Below are 19,665 nucleotides of genomic sequence, written 5' to 3' on the forward strand. Positions count from 1 at the left end.
GAACCCCTCCATTCTTCGTTTCATGCAAGCTCATGCTGTCTGACATCTCAAATTATAGGGAAAATATCTTCGTAGTGTCAATCCATCCAATGTTAAATAATTGTATAGATGATTAGTGCTATATAAGCTGTATAGTTGATCAAAAAAACAAAAATATGCTACAATTATGTTGTCAGACAGCATAGATCTGAAGAAAGTTATAATCAACTTATCGAGAGAGGAAAAGCGCAATTTGGAGAAGAAACTGCTTTACCTCAAAGTCAAAGAGGAAATTGAAAGAAGCATTAACGAGGGTGAACTGCAGCCCGGGGATAGACTTCCTTCCGAGCCTGAGCTAGCAAAGAAATATGAAGTGAGTCGTCCTACTCTTCGGGAAGCGCTCAAGATGCTTCAGCGGGAAAGGATTCTTATAAGCAAGAACGGGGTCGGTACTTACGTTAACAACCGCTCTGATTTTATAATCAATCCACTCAGCAAGCTTCAAAGTGTGGGGCAAATGATTAAAAACGGGGGCTATACCGAAAGCGAGTTAGACATCAAGATTTATTCGCGTGAGCCGGAGGACGATTGGAAAAAACAACTGCAAATTGATGAATCCGTTGTCGTATTGGAGCGGTCTAGAACTGCGAATGGGAACAAGGTAGCTTTTTATTATAATATTTTCCCGCAAAGCTTGGTCACAGGGCATATCGATGGGGAATTTACGGGGGCTATCTTTGATTTTTTGAAAAACAAGATGGGGATTAATATTGCTTATGCCATTACTGAAATCTGCGCGTTAAACAGCTCCAAGCTGCTCGACCAGAATGCTATCGATGTACTCGGCAATGAAATTATTTTATTAAAGCAGCTCCACTATGACGATAACGATAAACCTGTTTTTTACTCCCTTGATTATTTGAAAAATAGTGTATTTAAACTATTTATTAAACGCGAATAAACAAACCTTCGAACAGTCGAGAATCTGAACTCTCGTATTCCCCCGTGTTCCCTTGACTGAAATAGGGTATCCATCTTAGTCAAGGGCGTTATTCGAACGGGTAAGAAGCTTAACTACTTAACGAACTGCTGCTCGGCAGAATGTCCGCACTCACGACTCGTTCCCGGCTGGAATATGTTTTCCCTGCTTCCCGCAGTACCAGTAATCCAATGAATAAGGACACCCCGCCTATAATGATCAGCAGTGCTCCGAGCTCCTGACTGTAGGCAGTTAGCGCTCCATCCCGAAACGCCATCCCGCGTATGAGGCGGTTAAGCCAGTTCATTGGCAATACCCATGCAAAAATTTGAAAGGGCTCTGGGAAGGCAAGCGGAGTCAGTTGAATTCCAGTTGCAAGAAATGAGGGATACAATACGAAGCTGGTTCGCAAATTGACTTTAGACAAATCTTTGGCAGAATAGCCGATCAACAGCCCCATAAGTGACAACGCAAAGGCATAAACAAGCAATGGGATAATAAAAAGATAAGGCTCCGCTTCAAACCGCATTCCCCCCACCTGCTTCAGTAATCCATAACATAAGAGCAGCGAAAGGGCGGTCATGACCGCGTAAGGAACACTGCGAATCCAAAGCTGCAAGGGCGACTTACCGTTTGCGAAGAGCTTTCCTTCCTGACGCAGACGAGGCGCAATAGAGCCCGCTGCGCTTGTTGTAATCATGAGAACCACAATATTCACAAAACCAAGCACCATAAAGCCGACATAACTTGTGGTTGGATTAAACAGCATCCGCTGCTGAAGAGACAACGGAGAAACAACGCCTCTAGCGGTTTCGGCGTCCATCCCTTTTTGAAGCAGACGGGACATAGAAAGGGTCATATTTTCCGTTACGATGACTTCCTGAATCGCTGTCCGAATGCCGGTTAACCCTGAGGGCATCGTGTTATCCATTAAAATGCCGATATTCGTTGATATGCCATGCTGCTGAAGCTGCTCCAGCTGCTTAGGCAGCATGATGACCGCTACAGCCTGCTCATTTGCAAGCAATATTTCCGGGCTCAGGCGGCTCGCGTACACATTTGTAACTTTCATGTAGGGGGAAGCATTTATTTTCGAGATCAGCTGCCGCGAATACGAGCTGTGATCCTCATCAATGACTACAACAGGCGATTCACTAATTTGGTTATGCGAGAACATTAATCCAAAAAATAAGGCCGCAACTAGCGGACCAATAAAGATTAAACGCAAATACTTGCTGCCCGATACGTACCTCCATTCGTCAATCAGCGATTTCATCAAGTCTCACCTCCGCCGTCATCCCCGGAAGCAAATCAGCATTTGAATCCACAGCTATTCGGACAAGAAACATACTTAAATCTGCCTGCCCTTTTTCACGTGACATGCGCAAGTTCGCAAATTGAGGGGCCGCTGAAATCGAAGTCACAACACCAGTCGCCTGTGCGGGATCATCCAAGTATGGAAAATGAATACCAATGCTTTGATCAACCTTAAGCTTTTGTATCTCACTTTCCTGTATGTAGAGGTCTGTATAATAGTTGTTTATTTGCAAAACCGCCATCGGCGCTCCTTGCTTTACTTGGTCCCCCGGTTTAACCGCAATTCTACTGATCAACCCGTCATCTACTGCAAGCACATCTGCTTCTCCTTCTTCAGCTGATTTAACCTTGAACAACACATCACCCCGGTTTACCCAGTCACCCGCAGCCACACCCACCTCTACAATCGAGCCTGGACTTTTCTGATAAAACAGGGTCGTTTGCTCCGCCTCAAGCACACCTTGTTTCCTCATCTCAGCCTGACTGACTGCATCCTTTCCTTTAACAACCAGAAGCGAACCTCCAACGATCAGCGCAACCGCAATCCCAATATAAAAACCTGCTTTTATTTTCATTCCTCAATCTCTCCCATTCTCTATTTGCAGTTAAATCTGCTGCTCTTTTTTTATCTTCATCATTTTTCTAACCGCATTTTCGGCAGCTTCCATAATTACTTCTCCCAATGTCGGATGGGGGTGAATGGTCAAAGCCAAATCCTCCACGGTTGCTCCCATCTCAATAGCAAGTCCAAGTTCTGATACGAGTGTTGAAGCCTCCACGCCAACGATTTGCGCACCGATCACGATTCCTGAGGCTGGGTCCGCCAAAATTTTCACAAACCCTTCAGTCTCCCTCAATGCCAAAGCTCTTCCGTTGATTGCAAAAGAAGCTTTGCCTATAACAATCGGGATGGATTTAGCTTTTGCTTCCGTTTCATTTAAACCTACGCTGGCCAGCTCTGGATGAGAAAAAACGACGAGCGGAATGGCTTTATAATTAACCTCAGAGGCATGACCAGCAATGGCTTCTGCCGCAATTTTCGCTTCGTAAGAAGCCTTGTGGGCGAGTGACGGACCAGCCGTAATATCTCCAATTGCAAAAATATGCGGGATAACCGTTCTGCACTGTTCGTCTGTCTCAATCAGTCCCCTGCTCGTCACGGGCAAGCCTATGTTTGCAAGCCCTAAAAGACCGTCTGTGTTTGGTTTTCTGCCGATAGTGACTAACACATAATCTGCTGTAACCTCATGTTGCTCCTTATTTTTTAAATAATGCAGTGTAACTGAATCAGCATGCTGCACCACTTTCTGTGCTGTCGCTCCAGTCATCATTTGAATACCATCGGCTTTCAACTGCCGAACCACAGGGATCGCGAGATCTGCCTCGAAGCCCGGCAGCACTTGTTCTCCTCCTTCTAGAATCGATACCCTTGTTCCAAATTTGGCATACATTTGGCCTAGTTCGATTCCGATATAACCTCCGCCAATAACGACCAAACTGGTCGGAACTTCAGGGAGCGATAGCGCTTCTGTGGAAGATAAAATACGTCCTCCAACCGGAAAAGCTTGCAGCTCGATCGGACGAGATCCCGTTGCCAATATGGCGTTTCTAAAAGAAATGGTTTGCTCCCGGCCGCTTTGCTGAATAATAGCTGTATGCTCATCAACCAAACTAGCCTCTCCCTCCAAAATGCTCACACCAGCATTCTTTAATAAATAGCTAACTCCTCCTGCCTGCTTTCTCACAATTCCCTGCTTGAAATGCTGCGCAATTTCAAATGCTGCTGCCGCATCCGCATGATTGAACTGCTTAAGCAAATGATAGCGATGCGATTCTGCAATTAATGCTTTGGATGGAATACAGCCAACATGCGTGCAGACTCCTCCAAGCTGACTGCGTTCCACAATCGCCGTCTTCATTCCAAGCTGTGAAGAACGCAGCGCCGCCACATAACCTCCCGGACCTGATCCAATGACCAACGTTTCTACGGATTCAAGCTTACTCATTTTCTGATCCCTCCTGATGAAACCATTTAAAATATGATGACCATAATATATTATAACCATCATATTTTAAAATCGTCAACAACCGTATTAAGCCCTTCCCAAGCTAACCGTTGCTGAATTCACTCAATTGACACCCTATATTATGACGACTATAATATTTTGAAGATACAATTATGAAGCTGTGGAGTGATTACAATACCGTATCCCAAAGGTCATAAGATGAAAGTGCGGAATAAGATCGTTGAAAGTGCTGCCCAAGCTTTTCGCACGAAGGGAATACTCGATGTAAGTGTTCCGTTCATTATGAAGGGGGCAGGACTTACGCATGGAGGGTTTTATTCACACTTTGACAACAAAGAACAGCTGGTCGCCGAAGCCTGCCGGTATGCGATCAGCGATACCATAGCCATTTTGCAGAATGCTGCTGATCAGGAGAAGCATCATCCTAAAATCAATAGTGTCATCGATTATTATTTAAGCCCGTATCACCGCGACAAAACAGAGATGGGCTGCATCCTTCCTGCTCTTTCTGGTGAAATTTCCCGTTCTTCCGAAGAGGTCAGACAGGTATTCACCCATGAACTGGAGCGGATGATTGCTTTCATCTCCAATCTAGCGGAAATTGACACAACCACGGGCAGCGCACTGATCAGTACAATGGTCGGCACTCTTGTTCTTGCACGGTCTGTTCATGATCCAGAACTGAGCGGCACTCTTCTTTCGGCAGGCAAGCAGTATGCCAAAGAGCTGGTTAGGGCCTAGTATTGCCCGTGGCATGTCCAATAAATGAAAAAAAGGCGTCACAGAAATAAATCTCTGTAACGCCTTTTTTTCAATATTCTCATGATTTTTATTTAAATCTAATTATTTTTGAGACATTCTCTTCTGTGTGTTTCGTGGAGCCTAGTAATTAGAATAATGTTCTTTCTCTGATCTGACCCATTCAATCAAACCATTCCTTGCGGGATAGGTTTCTGCACATAAATGCCTATCCCATACAACTAATTAACCAGCTCTAATTCTTTTGCACGTGCAATGGCCTGACTCCGCCGTTTCACGCCTAATTTTCCGTATAGATGGAATACATAACTTTTCACAGTGCTTTCCTTTAACCCAAAGCGATAGGCGATTTCCTTATTCGACAATCCATCGGTTAAAGCATACAAAATCTCTGCTTCACGGTTTGTCAGCAGTTCAACTAACGGCTGCGGCTGTGCAGCATTGGCTGCGATATCTAGTGGACTATGCTCCGAATCGCTGCTAGACGCACTGCTTTGCATTAGAAATTCCTCTGACGATTTCAAATAAACCATCCGTGCAATCATCAGATCCAGCACTTCCAGCCTCTCTTTCGTAAATACATCGGAGATCAGATTATTCTCCAAATAAAGGACTGATTGCGATGATGTCCCTGGAAAGGAAACCGGCATACAAAGAACAGACTGAGACTTACTGCGAGTGATATAGGGATCAGCTGCGTATGAGCTGCGTGAAGCATTTGCAAGCACAACCGAATCACCTGTCTTAACCACATAACGGACGATAGCCTCCGCGTACGAAAGCTCTCCATCACTCTCATTTCTAGTGCCAGCTTGATCTGCAATGGTGAAAATCTCTTCATGGCTCTCCAGCACATATCCCTTTTCCGCACCGGAATACCGAAGTGCCGACTCCAGGAATTGGCTCATTACATTAGAGTCATCTGCCTTCCTTGACCAATCTGTAATTTGCCGTATAAATGCCTTTTCATCAACGAACATTGGCGTGGTTTCACGGATAGTGTTTACTTGTCCAATTTCCTCAGTGACTGCCACGCTTTCTGTTTGTAGTTCAGCCATAGCTAATCTCAGTGTGGAATTTGAATCTATCAGTCTTTTTGCTTTAGCAGTTGCCCCCCATCTTGAATAAGCAGCGCAGGCATCTGCAATCAGAACATCCGCTCCGGTAATACTCCCAGCTTCCCTATAGAAGAGTGAAGCACGCTCACAAGAAATAGCCTCCATTAGCCCATTTTCTTCTCTTCGAGCTTCTCGGGTCGCTCCTTCAAATCCTTTGGCTGCATTCACTCGGTCACCATCAATACGGTGGAGCTCAGCGGTTATGAGCAAATACGCTGAAGATTCATTCCCGTAATATCCCGTCCAATGCCTCATGCTGCGCAATTGCTTGTTAAGCTTTGCGCGAATGCCTTTTTGCTCATCCACCGCTGCCTCCGCATACATGGCAGCAAGCGTCAGGGAATGGTAAATATGCTGTTTGCGCACTTGCATCCGGGTTTGGCGAAACGTGTTGAATTTGCCCTTCTCAACCCATTCTAGGGCATCGTGATAGCGTCCGAACAAATAAGCAATTTCTATCTGAAGGGTACAAGTATAATAAACCTCATTATTCAGCTTCTCCTCGAATCGATCCTTCAGCACCGGCACTACGACTTCATCGTATTCACCCGCTCCATCCTGCATTTGTGCGGCATACCACCTTGCAATGCGAAAGATATTCACTGTGACTTCATCCAGAAGCTGCTGTGAAATTTCTTCAAAATTCGAAATCCTTGCAGTAAGTGTATGCAAATCACCGGTATGAGTGGTCGTAGAGGTTAGCATAGCGATACTTACATAGGACAGATTAATCGATTCCATCCCATAATAAATCGATTTCTCAAAATGCTTGACGCTTGCGTCAGGATTCTGCTGCAGCCCAACAAGCCCCTTAATATAGTGCAGTCTGCTTCGCAAATCCGAGCTTTCAAAGGAGGCTGATAGCTTAAATGCCAAATCTATATATTGGGGTCCCGTATGATAGAAAGAAATTTTAAAAATAATCATGCCATAGCCAGCAAGCATAAAAGCGAACGCTTCGTTGCTTCCATGCTTTAGAGCGTAGCGAATGAACCTTGAGAAAAGTACAGCAGACAGTTCAAGGCTTAATGTAAATACAGATGATGATATCGCCATGACCAAGTCCGACAAGGCTTTATACTCAGGATTACGATTAATCGGTAAATTCATAATCTCATGCCGCATACTAAATAATGCACTTTGCGTCATGATCAATTCCTTTACGATGACAGCTTTAGAGGGCTTACTGGAAAAAATCCAGCCAAATTCCGCCAGCGCCTGCTTTCCAATATGGACAGCAAGCTCGTCATTCTTCAAGTACGAATACATGGCTATGCGTTTCAGGTAAATCTGAGAGCGCTCCACCAAGTCCGTAGTACAGGACATCAATTGTTGGAGCAGAGCTTCTGCCTTGTCTATGCGACGGCACATATATTCACATTCAGGCAGCTCCAGCATCAGACGATAGGCAAGTGAGCTCGTACTTCTACAATCATCCCCCGCAAGCTGCAAGCCTTTTTCAAAAAAGTTCAGAGCAGCCGCAAATGCTGTTGCTGCCTTCGATTTCAAACCGGCCTGATAGTTATATTCAGCTAGCTCCATCTTTTCTGCTTCATTTACCAGCTTATCGCTGCCCATATTCAAGTGATACACCATATCATAAATGGAGTGTTCACGCTCTTCTAATGAATGGTCGCGTAACACACGGCCGATGGTCAGATGCAAGCTCGCTTTTTCCGCTTCGGTAATGGTCATATAAGCTGCCTGCTGCACACGATCATGCATAAATGTATAATATCCTTCATCCGCTGCTGCATCATCCATCTCAATTTCTCTACTTAATAAACCCTCTTCCTCTACTAAACGTAAAAGCTGAAGTGTATGAAGCTGAGAGCGGCCGCTTACTAAAGCGATCGTAGAGGAATGAAAACGATGACCAATCGCTGCACCTATGGCAAGCAGCTCAACCATATCCGGAGAAAGCATACGAATACGGGTTCCGATTAAATGAAGAATGTCAGGATGCTCCGGTATTTGTGTAACTGCCGCAGCATCCCAATTCCAAATCGCAGCTTCCTCATCGTAATAAAGCTTATTCTCACGATACAGGCTGTCTAGAAGACGATGTACGAATAATGGATTGCCGCCTGTTCGATGATATAGCACCTCTGCAAGTGTTCGTACACGAGCCGAATTTTCGTTAAGAACATGCGAAAGGACTTGTCTTACATCCAAATAGGTCAGCGCTTCGAGCGCGATATGCTGTACGGGTATGGATGAGCTTGCGTGCTGTAAGGAAAGTGTGTTCTCCATCCATACGGCTGCTTCACCTTGATTTGCTCCGTTGTTCGAGCAGCCAGCAGCCGTTTCCACTCTGAACGTACCTATTACTAGTAAGTTTAGTCGATTGGGAGCATGGGCAAGCGAACGAAGGACATCCAACGTAGCTGGGTCTGCCCATTGTAGATCATCTAGAAAAATAAGGAGAGGATGTTCCTTTTCAGCAAATATATTCATAAAAAGAGGAATCAAGCGATGAAACCGAATAGCCGCTTCAGCAGGAGGCAGCGGCTCCACAGACGGAAGTTCACCAAAAAGCTTAGCTGCTTCTGGCAGCAGCTGTACGATAACGGCTGCTCCTTGACCTAAAGTCTCTTCCAACTGCAACTTCAGCTTTGCCATTCGTTCAGGGGATTGGCTGTATATTTGCCGAATCAAGCTCCTCAGAGCCTGCAAGAGCGGCGAGAGAGGAACGTCCCGATTCATCAAATCACATTTTCCTCCAATGAACAGACTGCCTTCATTTCTAGCCAGCACCTGAAACTCTCGAATGAGCGCAGTTTTCCCACTGCCAGCACTTCCGCTAACGAGTACAAACGAAGATACACCGGCTTGCGCCTGTTGCAAAGCCTCTCGGAGCGCCCTTCCTTCCATTTCGCGGCCAAAAAGAGTTTTTGGCAGCTGAAACCGACTAGCCTCATCGACACGGGCGATTTCGAAAGGGATGATTTCACCTTTTTTCTTCATAGAAGAAGCACAGCTTTTCAAATCAAATAACAAACCAAAAGCACTCTGATAGCGGTCTTCTGGCCTCTTCGACAACAGCTTCATAATTATATTTTCGAGAGAAGCCTCCAGCTCCAAACGCACCTCACGCAAAGGCATCGGCACAATGGCAAGATGGGCATGCAGCCATTCTTCCATAGTCTGTGCTTGAAAGGGCAGACGACCTGCGAGCATGTGATAAAATATCATGCCGATTGCATACAAATCGCTTCGTTCGTCAGCTTTACGATTGATTCTGCCTGTTTGTTCAGGAGATAGGTAGGCGTAATCTGTTATTCTTTCGTCTGTGAGCACAACGGTACTTATTTCCGATTGAATGAGTATCCCTGCTGGATTCAAATGACCGATCAGTAGGTTTTGCTTATGAGCCTTATGTACGGATTCAGTCAGCGCGATCGCTATATGTAAAAAGGAAGGTGTATCCATTTTATTTCCGTTCAGCAAATCCTTTAACTTAACATTATTTGCAAGCAACATGTTATCCAGTCCTCCATCTAATCCGTGCAATGCTACTTTTCCAAAACGTTAAAGGCTATTCCATAGTTTATCACTGTTCAGTCATGTAATGAATAAGAATTACAAACAGGTCTGGTTGCCAATAAAAGAGCCTCAGAGACTAGTCTCTGGGGCTCAATAATAAAGTGTTTTTCTCGATTATATTAGGCTCACTATAATAACATTTACGGAATGGGCAGCCAAATTTATTATGGCAGCGTTATTCTCGATATGTATTTCTGCTTCCATTGGGGTTATTTTCTCATCGTTTTTTTTGTTCACATTCGGAACATGCACAAGTGAAGCATCACCCGTTAATAAGACCCATTTACCTGTAGTAGCTGCATTTATCCCTTTAAAATCAAGCTTCACTGCTTTCTCCACACCGTCTGCATTAACCAGCTTCACATACATTTTCTTGTCATCTTTGGTAACGGAATGATAGATTTCCCTGTTATAGGCTTCCAGTTTATAATCCAGAACCTTGCTTGCTGCTGCGCCATCCGTATAGGAACAGATCAAATGCTGGCCATCGGCTCCTCCATAATTCACTGTAATCGTGTATTCGGTATGGTCGGCGAGCTCTTCATAGCAGCTAGCTCTCAAGTTGCCTGCGGCTGTACTCGAGGAGTAATCCCCTAACGTATAGCCCTCGATTCCTTGCTTATACACCTTGACGCCAGTGGCGCTGCCATTATAGCCGATCGCATATTCTATAACATCCTTATTGTCAGGTGAAATATCGGTCAAGCCTGCACCCACATAAAAACCGTCTGTACCGGATATTCGTTCTGCTGCAACCTCAACTTTGTAATTGGTCCATGCTTCATTAAGGATATACAATCCATTCAAGCCGCTGCTCTGCGCTTTTAATACCAAGCCTTTGGCCGAATCAAGCGTATAACCTGCCGAGCCCGGAATGACTTGCCAAGCCGCATTTAATTCCTTCGTAAAATCCTGTTCAAAAAGTACGCTGCCATCCACATTGGACGTTACTTTCACACGTTTCACAACAATATCTGCATTTCCAGCAGCCACTTCAATGCCACCGCGAGGGATGAGCGCAGACCGCTCACCGTTCCGATAAGTCGTAAACGATGTGCCTGCAACTTTGGTGCCTATATATTTTCCGAAAAGCTGCTGCACGTAATAGTTCGGTGTATACCATACCGTTTCATCATCAAACCAAATACAATCCGGGGTCCATCGATATGTATTATCCGTCAGAACCTTATTGAACAACGGTGCAGTTGCAGCTAATCGAACGACATCTGAGTTATTCTCGAAGCTGGTCATAATCGCAGCTTCTGCAATTGCCCCAGCCAATGTGTTCTTATCCGTTGAAGCATATTCGCCGACAAATACTTTGGAGGTCTCGGCTTCATTCAGGCTGCCATCATCATTGTAAGCTCTATAATAGTAATTATATCGGTCCGCATTAGCTAACAAATACTCATTCGAACGATAGTAGTGCTCATCCGCAATCGTATCCATGTAATTTTTTTGCTTCTCATACCACGTAACGGTTTCTTCAATGCGCAACAGCCCGTCCGTAAAGCTTATCGTCTCCGAGCCTGCCAAGCTGCCGCTTAAAAACTTCCAGCCCTGCTGATATGCGTCATCGTCCGCTTGCGCGCCCACGGTTGAAATAATATGCAGCTCATATCCAGCGTAATGCTGCTCCATATAGTCATCAATAGCTGCTTTAAAATATTCAAAGTTCGCAAAAAATTGTGTGCCCCAGTTTTCATTGCCCACGCCTAAGTAACGCAAATCAAACGCCGCTTCGTGGCCCATTTTTTTACGCAAAGCAGCCCATTCGTTATTTTCAAAATCTGTACTAATCGCAAAATCAATTAAGTCTGTAAAGTTTTTGACGTAGTAGTCCCTAAGCTTGCCGCCAGCGGGATTCGCGTAATCCGAACGAGCCTGGCAAAGCACGCCGCAGGCCATAACAGGGAGCGGTGTGGCATTCAGATCTTCAGCCAACTGGAAATATTCCATATAGCCAAGGCCCATCGTCATCATGTAGCCCCATACGTTAAAGTTTTCTTTGCGCAGCTCCACATCCCCTACGGATTCCTTCCAATCGTATACGTTTTCCCAAATGTGAGAGCCCTCCGAAATACAGCCGCCTGGAAACCGAAGAAAAGTAGGATGCAAATCAACTAGTGCGTTTACTAAGTCTTTTCGCAGTCTATAGTTTGGATTTCCTTTAAAGTTTGCATGAGCCGTCGAAGAACGCTGTTCCTCGCCCGCGCCCCAAACATCCTCCGGCATCAGTGAGACCATCTCGATCGAAATTTCGCCGTTAAAGGTTAAAGCCAATTGACCAAGCACCGTTGTTAAGCCCGTCAATGCAAGGGGGGCGTCCACACCGTATTTTTTCCATATGCCTCCGCCTTCTATCTGAACAACCACTGTGTCGCTGATGGAGGCACCATCTTGATCCAGCAGCTGCAAGGTGATTGTTCCTGCCGCTTCAGCTTTTGCCCAAATCGTAAAGTTGTATTTGGCAGCTTGTCTAATCGCCATTGCACAGTTTTGATTGGAATCCGCAAAACCTCGATTGGTTATCGTCGCTCCGCTTGCTACCGTTACATAATGAGCATTCACATCTTTGTCTGTTATTCCAAAAAAGTCATTTAAACCGCCCGTATTTTTCACCGTCATTTGCTTTGTATCGCCAGACCATGCATGCAGAGGCGTGTAGTTTCTTCCTGTTGAAGCGCCATGCTCGCCGCACACATGAGAGTAGCTGTCGAACGCAAATGACTCGAAGGAGCGGTTCTGTACGAGCTCCGCGTATATACCGCCATCAGCTGCATTGTTAATATCCTCATAAAATAAGCCGTATAAAACGGGACTGACATCCAATATCTCTTTGCTTCCATCAATAGTCAACGTATACGGTGGTACTCCTTGAGGAAGTACAGATACGGTGAAGCTTTTTACAGCGGAGCTTGCTCCTTTACTTACGATGGCTGTCATCGTTACGCCCTTTGCCGACTGTATTTCCTTGTTGACGATTCCCTCATTAGAAATCGTGCCGATATCACTCGATGCCCATGATACGCTCACTTTGCCGCCCATTAGAGAAGAAGGCAGCGCAATATCTTTTGTAATAATGAAGGTTGGGAACGTTAAGTACTTGTCTTTGGCAAGTTCAACAATCTCTTCATCCGTCAACGATTCGCACATCACTTCAATTACTTCATCTTGTGTTAGTCCCGCTTTGTATACACGGAAATCCGAAAGCGAACCGCAAAAATCCACATCTGCATCGTACTGGGACATTCCAATATAGTTGTTGCAGTAATTCTCTTGGTCGGCGAAAGAAGCAAACCATGCACGCAATTTAGCATAGGTACCGCTTGATGTCTGACTGATCGTTCCATCTGCAACCACCTCGCCATTCACATATACAATCGGTCCTGCACTGCTGGATGTACCGGACTTCGTGCCTGCTACAGACATAGAAATATGCATCCATTCTCCCGCCGCAAAAGTCTTTCCAGGATCTGCAATCAAGTCTTCCCCTGCAAAACAAGCTGCACGCAAATTGCGTGTTAAGAACATATAAGGCCCTGTCTGACCTTTACCGAAATCGAAAATCCTTTCCCATACGCTTGATCCTTTTCCCGCATATACCCAAGTTGAAATGGTAATACCGGTCAAATCACTAACATCCTTCAGGAGATTCACAGGCAGCTTCACATAGGATGTGCCCTTGCGTCCCCCTGAAAGCATGACTGCAGTCTTGCCTCCTACGGTTTGAATGGAAGCTCCTGATGCCGACCCGTCATTTCTATTCCCAGAGCTGTCCTTGCCGATATGTTCAGCAAGATCAAACTTATATTGTGCGATTAAATTATCATTAATAAATTCATTACCGTCATTACGTTTCATGTAAGATCACCCGTCATCTTTATTTTAGAATCATAAATAACCTAACTATCATATGGATTCATACGAGAAAAGACAGTAAACACACAAATCATTTTCATTTCACATGAGTATAATAACATAAATATTATTTGATTAATACAATTACTAATTATTGTTTTTGATGATTATAGTATGTTCAACATGATGGCTGTAAACGAAAGCACAAAGAGCCTCTTTCAGCTTTAGGAAGAGGCTCTTTCTTCTGTAATCCGATGTAAAAATAAAAGTATTGGCTGAAACTGGGACTAACCTTATAATAACGAATAGAGGTTTCCTCATTGCCTCTTAACACAAGCTAGTATCTTATAAAAATAAGGGGATTTTAATGGCACAATTAGCAAAAAGACCATATTTACCTGCGCTAGACATTTTTAGAGCATTCGGTATTTTAGCGGTCATCATGATTCACGCAACATCAGCGGTCGTAGCTAACTACGATCACAAGGCTACGCTATATCCTCTTTATGTCTTTCTAAACACATTTACCAAATTCGCAGTACCCGTCTTCATCTTTCTAAGCGGCTTCGTCCTGTTTTACAACTACTACAACAAACCCTTCACAGCAACAGCAATTGGGCAGTTTTACAAAAAACGAATATCTAAAGTATTGATTCCTTTTATATTATTTTCGTTCCTCTATTTCGCCTTTACGAGATTGGCAGCTTACGGATTTAGTGACCTGCAGACCTTTATCGGTTACTTTACAACGACTAAATTTCTCAAAATGCTTATCTTTGGCAAAACCTATGTCCATCTTTATTTTGTCGTTATTATTATTCAATTTTATGCAATATCACCACTAATGCTGTACGCCGTTAATCGGTTTCGAAAATCCAGCCGGCATATCGTCTGGATAGGTTTGCTGGTGCAATGGTTATTTATTTTTATCATTGTCCGGGAATATCATGTGGTTAGCCCCGGCAGCTATGCGTTTACGTATATGCTTTATTTTACAGCTGGTGCGTTTATCGGTATTTATTATGAGAAATTCGCTGAATGGATTAATCTCACAAGAAAAAATGCTACGCCGGCAAAAATTGCAGCTTCACTTGTGCTGTGGGCACTATTCTTATCGTCAAATATGACTATGGTCTACTTTTATTACGAGAAACGGTTAACTGGGCTTTCTGTTATAAATACAAGTCTATTAGAGCTGATAGATGAGGTGCGGTGCGTTACGGCTGCTATTGTGTTGCTTCAAGTTTCCTTCTGGATTTATACATCATGGAACAAGATGGTCGTCAAAGCTCTTATACATATCGGTGCCACATCCTTTGGCATATATTTGGTACATCCATTAATTCTGTATCTATACCGCCAGACGAATGCCAGCGGCTCTCCGATTCTGTTCCATGTTTGGGTGGCCGGCGGCTTCCTGCTCGCACTCGTTATTCCTTGGGCCATTATGGCACTGAGCGCACCATTCAAATGGCACTGGCTGCTGTTTGGTCCGCTTCCAACTAAGAAGAAACAGCCTGCTTCTCCAATACAGCCAAGTATTCAAGGATAATAAAAAAAAGAGCCGTTCGATCGCTTCCAAAGAAAGCGCGGACGGCTCTTCTATTAAGTTGCTTCCTTCATTTCCGTTTCTGATTTCGCATCCGCTTTAATTTCCCGCTGCTCATCATTTAGCTCATATAATAATTGCCCGTTTGCATCATAGGCATACACCTTATTCATCCTGGAAGCCGACTGCTCTTTAGTAGAGCTGCGAATAGAACGCCCAGCAAGATATACCCCGTCTTTCATAAGCGCATCCTGCTCATATCCATCCCACCATGCAATTTGCACCCTGCTTATATTCGGATCATTCAGTTGACCAACAGCATAATAATGTCGATACTTGCCAAAAGTAGACATGCCCATCCGAAAGCTGAGTATGATTTGCGGGTCCAGCATCATCCCAAATCCACCGCCGCGGAAGCTCCAAAAAAATCCAAGCGAACGTTTCACGAACAATTGATGTTGGAGCTCATGTTTACGATCAACGATTAGCAACAGCTCATAGCCTTGGCCTGTCTTTGATTTTAAGGAAATAGGAGCGTAAGGAGACTCCATCATATCCAGTGCATGCTGTGCTACTTTCTCCACACGAATAGAGCTTTGTGAGAAAAGCGCAGAATAGATAATGGAGCAAGCCAGAAGAATCAATAACCAACGGATTAAGTGTCCGAAAATTATTTTTGTAGTTATCTGCATTAGTCTGCCTTCCCCCTTTCAAGTGGAATATAAAAGGAAAAGGACTCGCCATAAGCTTCATTAAATACGGTGACGCTTTTCAGATTAGGCGGCACGTTAGTAAACGTAAATTGACCATTTGATCGATAAAGCCGCATGGATGCACCTGAAGATTGATACTGAAGCATCTCATTGGCATCTGTTTTTATTTGAATGGTATTAGGCAATTGCGGCACCGAAAAAAATCGTTTTGAAGACAAATAAACCGTCAGCTTCCCTTCCCCATAAACAACGCCGTCAATACTTATCTCTTTGTTGAAATAGGTTTGCTTATCTTCATCCACCTTATAATAAAAACCCTTCTTCTTAGCTTCGCTCAGCTCAGCATTATGATCAAACATATCAATTGAAGGAAGCGCAAAAAGCAGCGAAAAACCTCCAATAACAATAAGCAGCACCCACTCTACCCTACGTAATATTTTTCTCATTTCAACCTCCTTTTTGATTAAAATACTATAAGTTGATTACTTTTAATAAGCTACTTTAATTTTTATACTGCATATGCTATTATAAACCTAATTCATACGATTTGAGCTTATAGCAGCCTTAATGTTTGTTGGTTACATTTTCCAATATTGTACATGATATAGACGTAAAGGACTATGCTTTAGGTGCAGTTTATTTAAAGCAATCAAGTATCGCAACCATATATACTTCAAGGAGGATTAATCATGTCGACATTTTTGGATGAACATATTTCACTGGGAGAAGTAAAGCTTAAGGTTAGCAATCTCGAGCGTTCAATCCTTTTTTATACGGAAGTTGTCGGGCTAAAGGTTTTGCAGCATGATGAAGTACATCGTGTTGCAGCGTTCACTGCTGATGGGAAACATACGCTGCTCGTTCTAGAGGAAGTACCGAATGCCGTTGTGCCGCAAAAACGCTCTCATGCTGGTTTGTACCATTTTGCAATTCTGCTGCCGGATCGTCGCTCCTTATCGCTTGCGCTCCGCAACTTGATTACAAGCGGCATTCATATTGGGCAGGCCGACCACTTGGTAAGCGAGGCGCTTTATATTTCAGATCCGGATCATAACGGCATCGAAATTTACGCGGATCGTCCGCGTGAAGAGTGGAAGCGAGATGCCGAGGGCAATTATGTGATGGCAACAGACCCGCTTGATTGGGAAGATCTGCTTGCTCAGAGTGAAGGTCTTACATGGAGCGGTCTCCCGCAAGGAACCGTTATTGGACATATCCATCTTCACGTAGGCGACCTTAGGAAGTCGCGCGCGTTTTATGAAGGCAAGCTAGGCTTTGATGTAGTTGGCGATTATGCGCAAATGGCTGCTGTATTCGTCTCGGCTGGCGGATACCATCACCATATCGGCATGAACATTTGGGCAGGCGCAGGTGCTGCCTTACCGTCAGCCAACACGGTTGGCTTATCTTATTATACGATTGTTTTCCCAACTTCAACTTCTCGTGAAGCTTGGCTCGAGCATCTGCGCAGCGACGGTGTTGAAGCTGTGGAGCAAGGAAACGCGTTCGTTGTACATGACGCTTCCGGCATTGCTATTCACGCGACTGTAAAATCGGATTAATTGCGTATTCTAGTCGGCAGAGCTGATTCAAATAACAAAGGCAGACTAGGACATCAAATCATGTCTTAGACTGCCGACTGCCTTTGGTTTGTTCACCCATAAACTATCTTTTCACTAGGCGATTCATAAATCGTTCAGTATCTTTTATAAATCCATACTGTTCATACAATTCATGAGCATCATGCGTTCGCAGTATGCCGCCAATCCCTTCAAATTCTTTGGTAATGAATTCAACTAACTTCTTTCCGAGTCCTCTGCCTCTATATTCTTCATCAATAAAGACATCACACAAATAATAAATCGTTGCCCAGTCCGTTACAATTCGAGCAAATCCAACCTGCCTTTTATTATCGTAGATGCCAAAACAAACTGAATTTTGAATTGATTTATGAATCGTTTCCTTTGGCCTTTGGTTTGCCCAATGGCTCCTTGATAAAAACTTGCAAACGGTATCCATATTAATAAGTGACTTGTCATCACTAATTAGAAACTCTTTATATAGATGATTCAAGTTGATGGCCTCTTTTCGTATTGTATTTTTATACATATAAATTAATATATATTCAGATTAATTTTATTTATATTTCTTGTCAATACAATGCAGGTTAACAGCTTCTTCTGTAACTAGTCCATAACATCAACAAAGAAAAGAGGAACTGCATACCTGCAGTTCCTCAAATCGCACAAGAATTGAATTAGTCCATCGGAATGACCTTATCAAAAAATTCGACAGCTTTTATTTCTTTATCATTGATAATGGGGGTAAATGGCTTCACAATCGTTATGGTGTTAGTTATAAGATCCCCCGAGGACATCCCCTTAAAAACAGCCGTTGTCTCCGATGTTCCATCTTTGTAATGTATGGTGATCAGATAATGATCCGCATACTCGTTTAACCCTATTTCCCGCGAGGAGCGGCTCGCTGCCTCAGAAATCTCTTTGGTATGCGCACTGTCTACTTTTATTGTAACGGAAATGGGCGAGATAGAAATGGATGATAGTGTTGCAGCGTAGTTATATAATGATATGCCCTGATCAATCTGATACGTTGTTGACATATCCTTATAGTCCAAATTGAATTTGATTTTCCATGAACCTGGATTTACTTTTTCAAATATATCGGGATAAACATCTGCCGCCTCTAAATGACTAAGCATCAAAGTAACAGGACTTCCTGCGATTGTTCTATTCTTCGTTAAATAACTCATCATTAGACTGATTTTATTATCGCTTGGATTCTCATCGTCCAATAAGGTGTAACCGGTTGAAGAGCTATTTGAACTCATATGATCAAAACTTAAATATGTCTCAAAACGATACCTTTTGGCATCTAGAACGATACCTTCCGGCGCGGTGAAGTCCAAAAGAACATATATCAAATTGCTGTCTCCGATAATCTGTTTAACTTCAATGATTCCATTCTCGTTTACCGCTTTTTTGTTGACTAATTGAGCGCCGTTTTCCAAATACAGCTCCTGTTCGTCATTCGACGGGTTTAGAAAGTTCAAAAATTTCATATCGAGACCCATATAGCTTGCTGCAAAAGCAGTGGTCGTTAGCAAACAGATCATAACCGCTGCTGCCAGCATCGCAGATCTTGCATGTCTCCAGGATACAGGTATTCTTTTGTCCACGGTTTCCGATTCAATTTTTACAATCATGTCGTGTAATAGTTTGTCCTTATGTTCCTTATTAGGCTTTATGGTTTCAAATATTCCCTTGAACTGGTTTTCCGTCAACATATATCCCTCCCAAGTCAGCCTTCAGGCGTGTTCGTCCTTTTGATAATTGTGTTTGCAGCGTGCTCTCTTTTCGATCTAATAGTTTTGATATTTCTTTTACAGAATAATCCTCCACATAGTAGAGGTATAACACCGTTCTGTACTTTTCTGGAAGCCGCAGCAATTTCTCGAGTATATCCCTCTGCTGCTCATTGTTATCCCAGTATGTTTTTTCCGGCAAAACGTCTACATCAACCCGGCGTGATCTCCACCAGCTTTTTAATATGTCTTTACAGGTATTTTTGGTTGTCACTATAAGCCATGCTTTTTCATGCTCACGGTCATTAAAGGTTTTGTTGTGCTTGAATAGCTTTAAAAATACAGACTGAACAGCATCATCCGCATCCATCGTATTTTTCAATAGGATGAAACATAATCTGTACACCATATCGATATTCCGCTCATACATTTCAGAAAACTCATTATGGGTACGACTTATAGATTGGTTGTCCATTTATTCACCTCCTATATAAA

The 19,665-nt window shown here is 43.6% G+C and carries 14 protein-coding genes; 4 read left to right on the forward strand and 10 right to left on the reverse strand.

Going from position 1 to position 19,665, the window contains the following annotated elements; translation table 11 throughout:
* Positions 1–232: 232 nt before the first annotated feature.
* A complete protein-coding gene (locus tag BK120_RS09290) occupies positions 233–940 on the forward strand; it encodes a GntR family transcriptional regulator (RefSeq protein ID WP_179089771.1) in 708 nt (235 codons plus the stop codon).
* A gap of 109 nt (positions 941–1,049) precedes the next feature.
* Here BK120_RS09290 and BK120_RS09295 read toward each other — a convergent pair whose 3' ends face one another.
* The 3 genes from BK120_RS09295 to lpdA are packed head-to-tail and all read right to left on the reverse strand — an operon-like array spanning position 1,050 to position 4,281.
* On the reverse strand, positions 1,050–2,234 hold the full coding sequence (locus tag BK120_RS09295; RefSeq protein WP_076267213.1) for an ABC transporter permease: 1,185 nt from the start codon (positions 2,232–2,234) through the stop codon (positions 1,050–1,052).
* Complete coding sequence (locus tag BK120_RS09300) at positions 2,218–2,850, reverse strand: biotin/lipoyl-containing protein (RefSeq protein WP_076267214.1); 633 nt, start codon at positions 2,848–2,850, stop codon at positions 2,218–2,220. Before BK120_RS09300 ends, BK120_RS09295 begins: the two co-directional genes overlap by 17 nt.
* A gap of 30 nt (positions 2,851–2,880) precedes the next feature.
* Entirely contained in the window at positions 2,881–4,281 is a 1,401-nt protein-coding gene (lpdA, locus tag BK120_RS09305; RefSeq protein WP_076267215.1) for a dihydrolipoyl dehydrogenase, read from the reverse strand.
* Positions 4,282–4,476: 195 nt separating this feature from the next.
* On the opposite strand from lpdA, the gene BK120_RS09310 reads away from it, so the two are divergent.
* Complete coding sequence (locus BK120_RS09310; protein ID WP_076267410.1) at positions 4,477–5,043, forward strand: TetR/AcrR family transcriptional regulator; 567 nt, start codon at positions 4,477–4,479, stop codon at positions 5,041–5,043.
* Between the two features lie 239 nt (positions 5,044–5,282).
* Here BK120_RS09310 and BK120_RS09315 read toward each other — a convergent pair whose 3' ends face one another.
* Both BK120_RS09315 and BK120_RS09320 read right to left on the reverse strand, forming a co-directional pair.
* Positions 5,283–9,662 carry an AAA family ATPase gene (locus BK120_RS09315; RefSeq protein WP_076267216.1) on the reverse strand — a complete coding sequence of 1,460 codons (4,380 nt, stop codon included), beginning with the start codon at positions 9,660–9,662 and terminating at the stop codon, positions 5,283–5,285.
* 177 nt (positions 9,663–9,839) lie between these two features.
* On the reverse strand, positions 9,840–13,589 hold the full coding sequence (locus BK120_RS09320) for an alpha-L-arabinofuranosidase C-terminal domain-containing protein (protein ID WP_076267217.1): 3,750 nt from the start codon (positions 13,587–13,589) through the stop codon (positions 9,840–9,842).
* 364 nt (positions 13,590–13,953) lie between these two features.
* Here BK120_RS09320 and BK120_RS09325 point away from each other — a divergent pair, with 364 nt between their 5' ends.
* Positions 13,954–15,138: an acyltransferase gene (locus BK120_RS09325; protein ID WP_076267218.1), complete on the forward strand. Its 1,185-nt coding sequence runs from the start codon at positions 13,954–13,956 to the stop codon at positions 15,136–15,138.
* A gap of 53 nt (positions 15,139–15,191) precedes the next feature.
* Here the strand turns inward: BK120_RS09325 and BK120_RS09330 are convergent, their stop codons facing one another.
* Together BK120_RS09330 and BK120_RS09335 are read right to left on the reverse strand one after the other, a co-directional pair.
* Positions 15,192–15,827, reverse strand: a complete 636-nt coding sequence (locus BK120_RS09330) for a hypothetical protein (RefSeq protein ID WP_076267219.1) — start codon at positions 15,825–15,827, stop codon at positions 15,192–15,194.
* A complete protein-coding gene (locus BK120_RS09335; protein WP_076267220.1) occupies positions 15,827–16,294 on the reverse strand; it encodes a hypothetical protein in 468 nt (155 codons plus the stop codon). The genes BK120_RS09330 and BK120_RS09335 overlap by 1 nt, the downstream gene beginning before the upstream one ends.
* 243 nt (positions 16,295–16,537) lie before the next feature.
* Between BK120_RS09335 and BK120_RS09340 the strand changes: the two genes are divergently transcribed.
* Complete coding sequence (locus BK120_RS09340; protein WP_076267221.1) at positions 16,538–17,410, forward strand: VOC family protein; 873 nt, start codon at positions 16,538–16,540, stop codon at positions 17,408–17,410.
* A 103-nt stretch (positions 17,411–17,513) separates the two neighbouring features.
* On the opposite strand, the gene BK120_RS09345 is transcribed toward BK120_RS09340, so the two are convergent.
* From BK120_RS09345 to BK120_RS09355, 3 genes are all read right to left on the reverse strand, one after another.
* Positions 17,514–17,921 carry a GNAT family N-acetyltransferase gene (locus BK120_RS09345; protein WP_144376720.1) on the reverse strand — a complete coding sequence of 136 codons (408 nt, stop codon included), beginning with the start codon at positions 17,919–17,921 and terminating at the stop codon, positions 17,514–17,516.
* 184 nt (positions 17,922–18,105) lie between these two features.
* On the reverse strand, positions 18,106–19,152 hold the full coding sequence (locus BK120_RS09350) for a DUF4179 domain-containing protein (protein ID WP_076267223.1): 1,047 nt from the start codon (positions 19,150–19,152) through the stop codon (positions 18,106–18,108).
* Entirely contained in the window at positions 19,118–19,645 is a 528-nt protein-coding gene (locus tag BK120_RS09355) for an RNA polymerase sigma factor (RefSeq protein WP_076267224.1), read from the reverse strand. The genes BK120_RS09350 and BK120_RS09355 overlap by 35 nt, the downstream gene beginning before the upstream one ends.
* Between the last annotated feature and the right edge of the window lie 20 nt (positions 19,646–19,665).

Source organism: Paenibacillus sp. FSL A5-0031, assembly GCF_001956295.1.
Lineage (GTDB): Bacteria > Bacillota > Bacilli > Paenibacillales > Paenibacillaceae > Pristimantibacillus.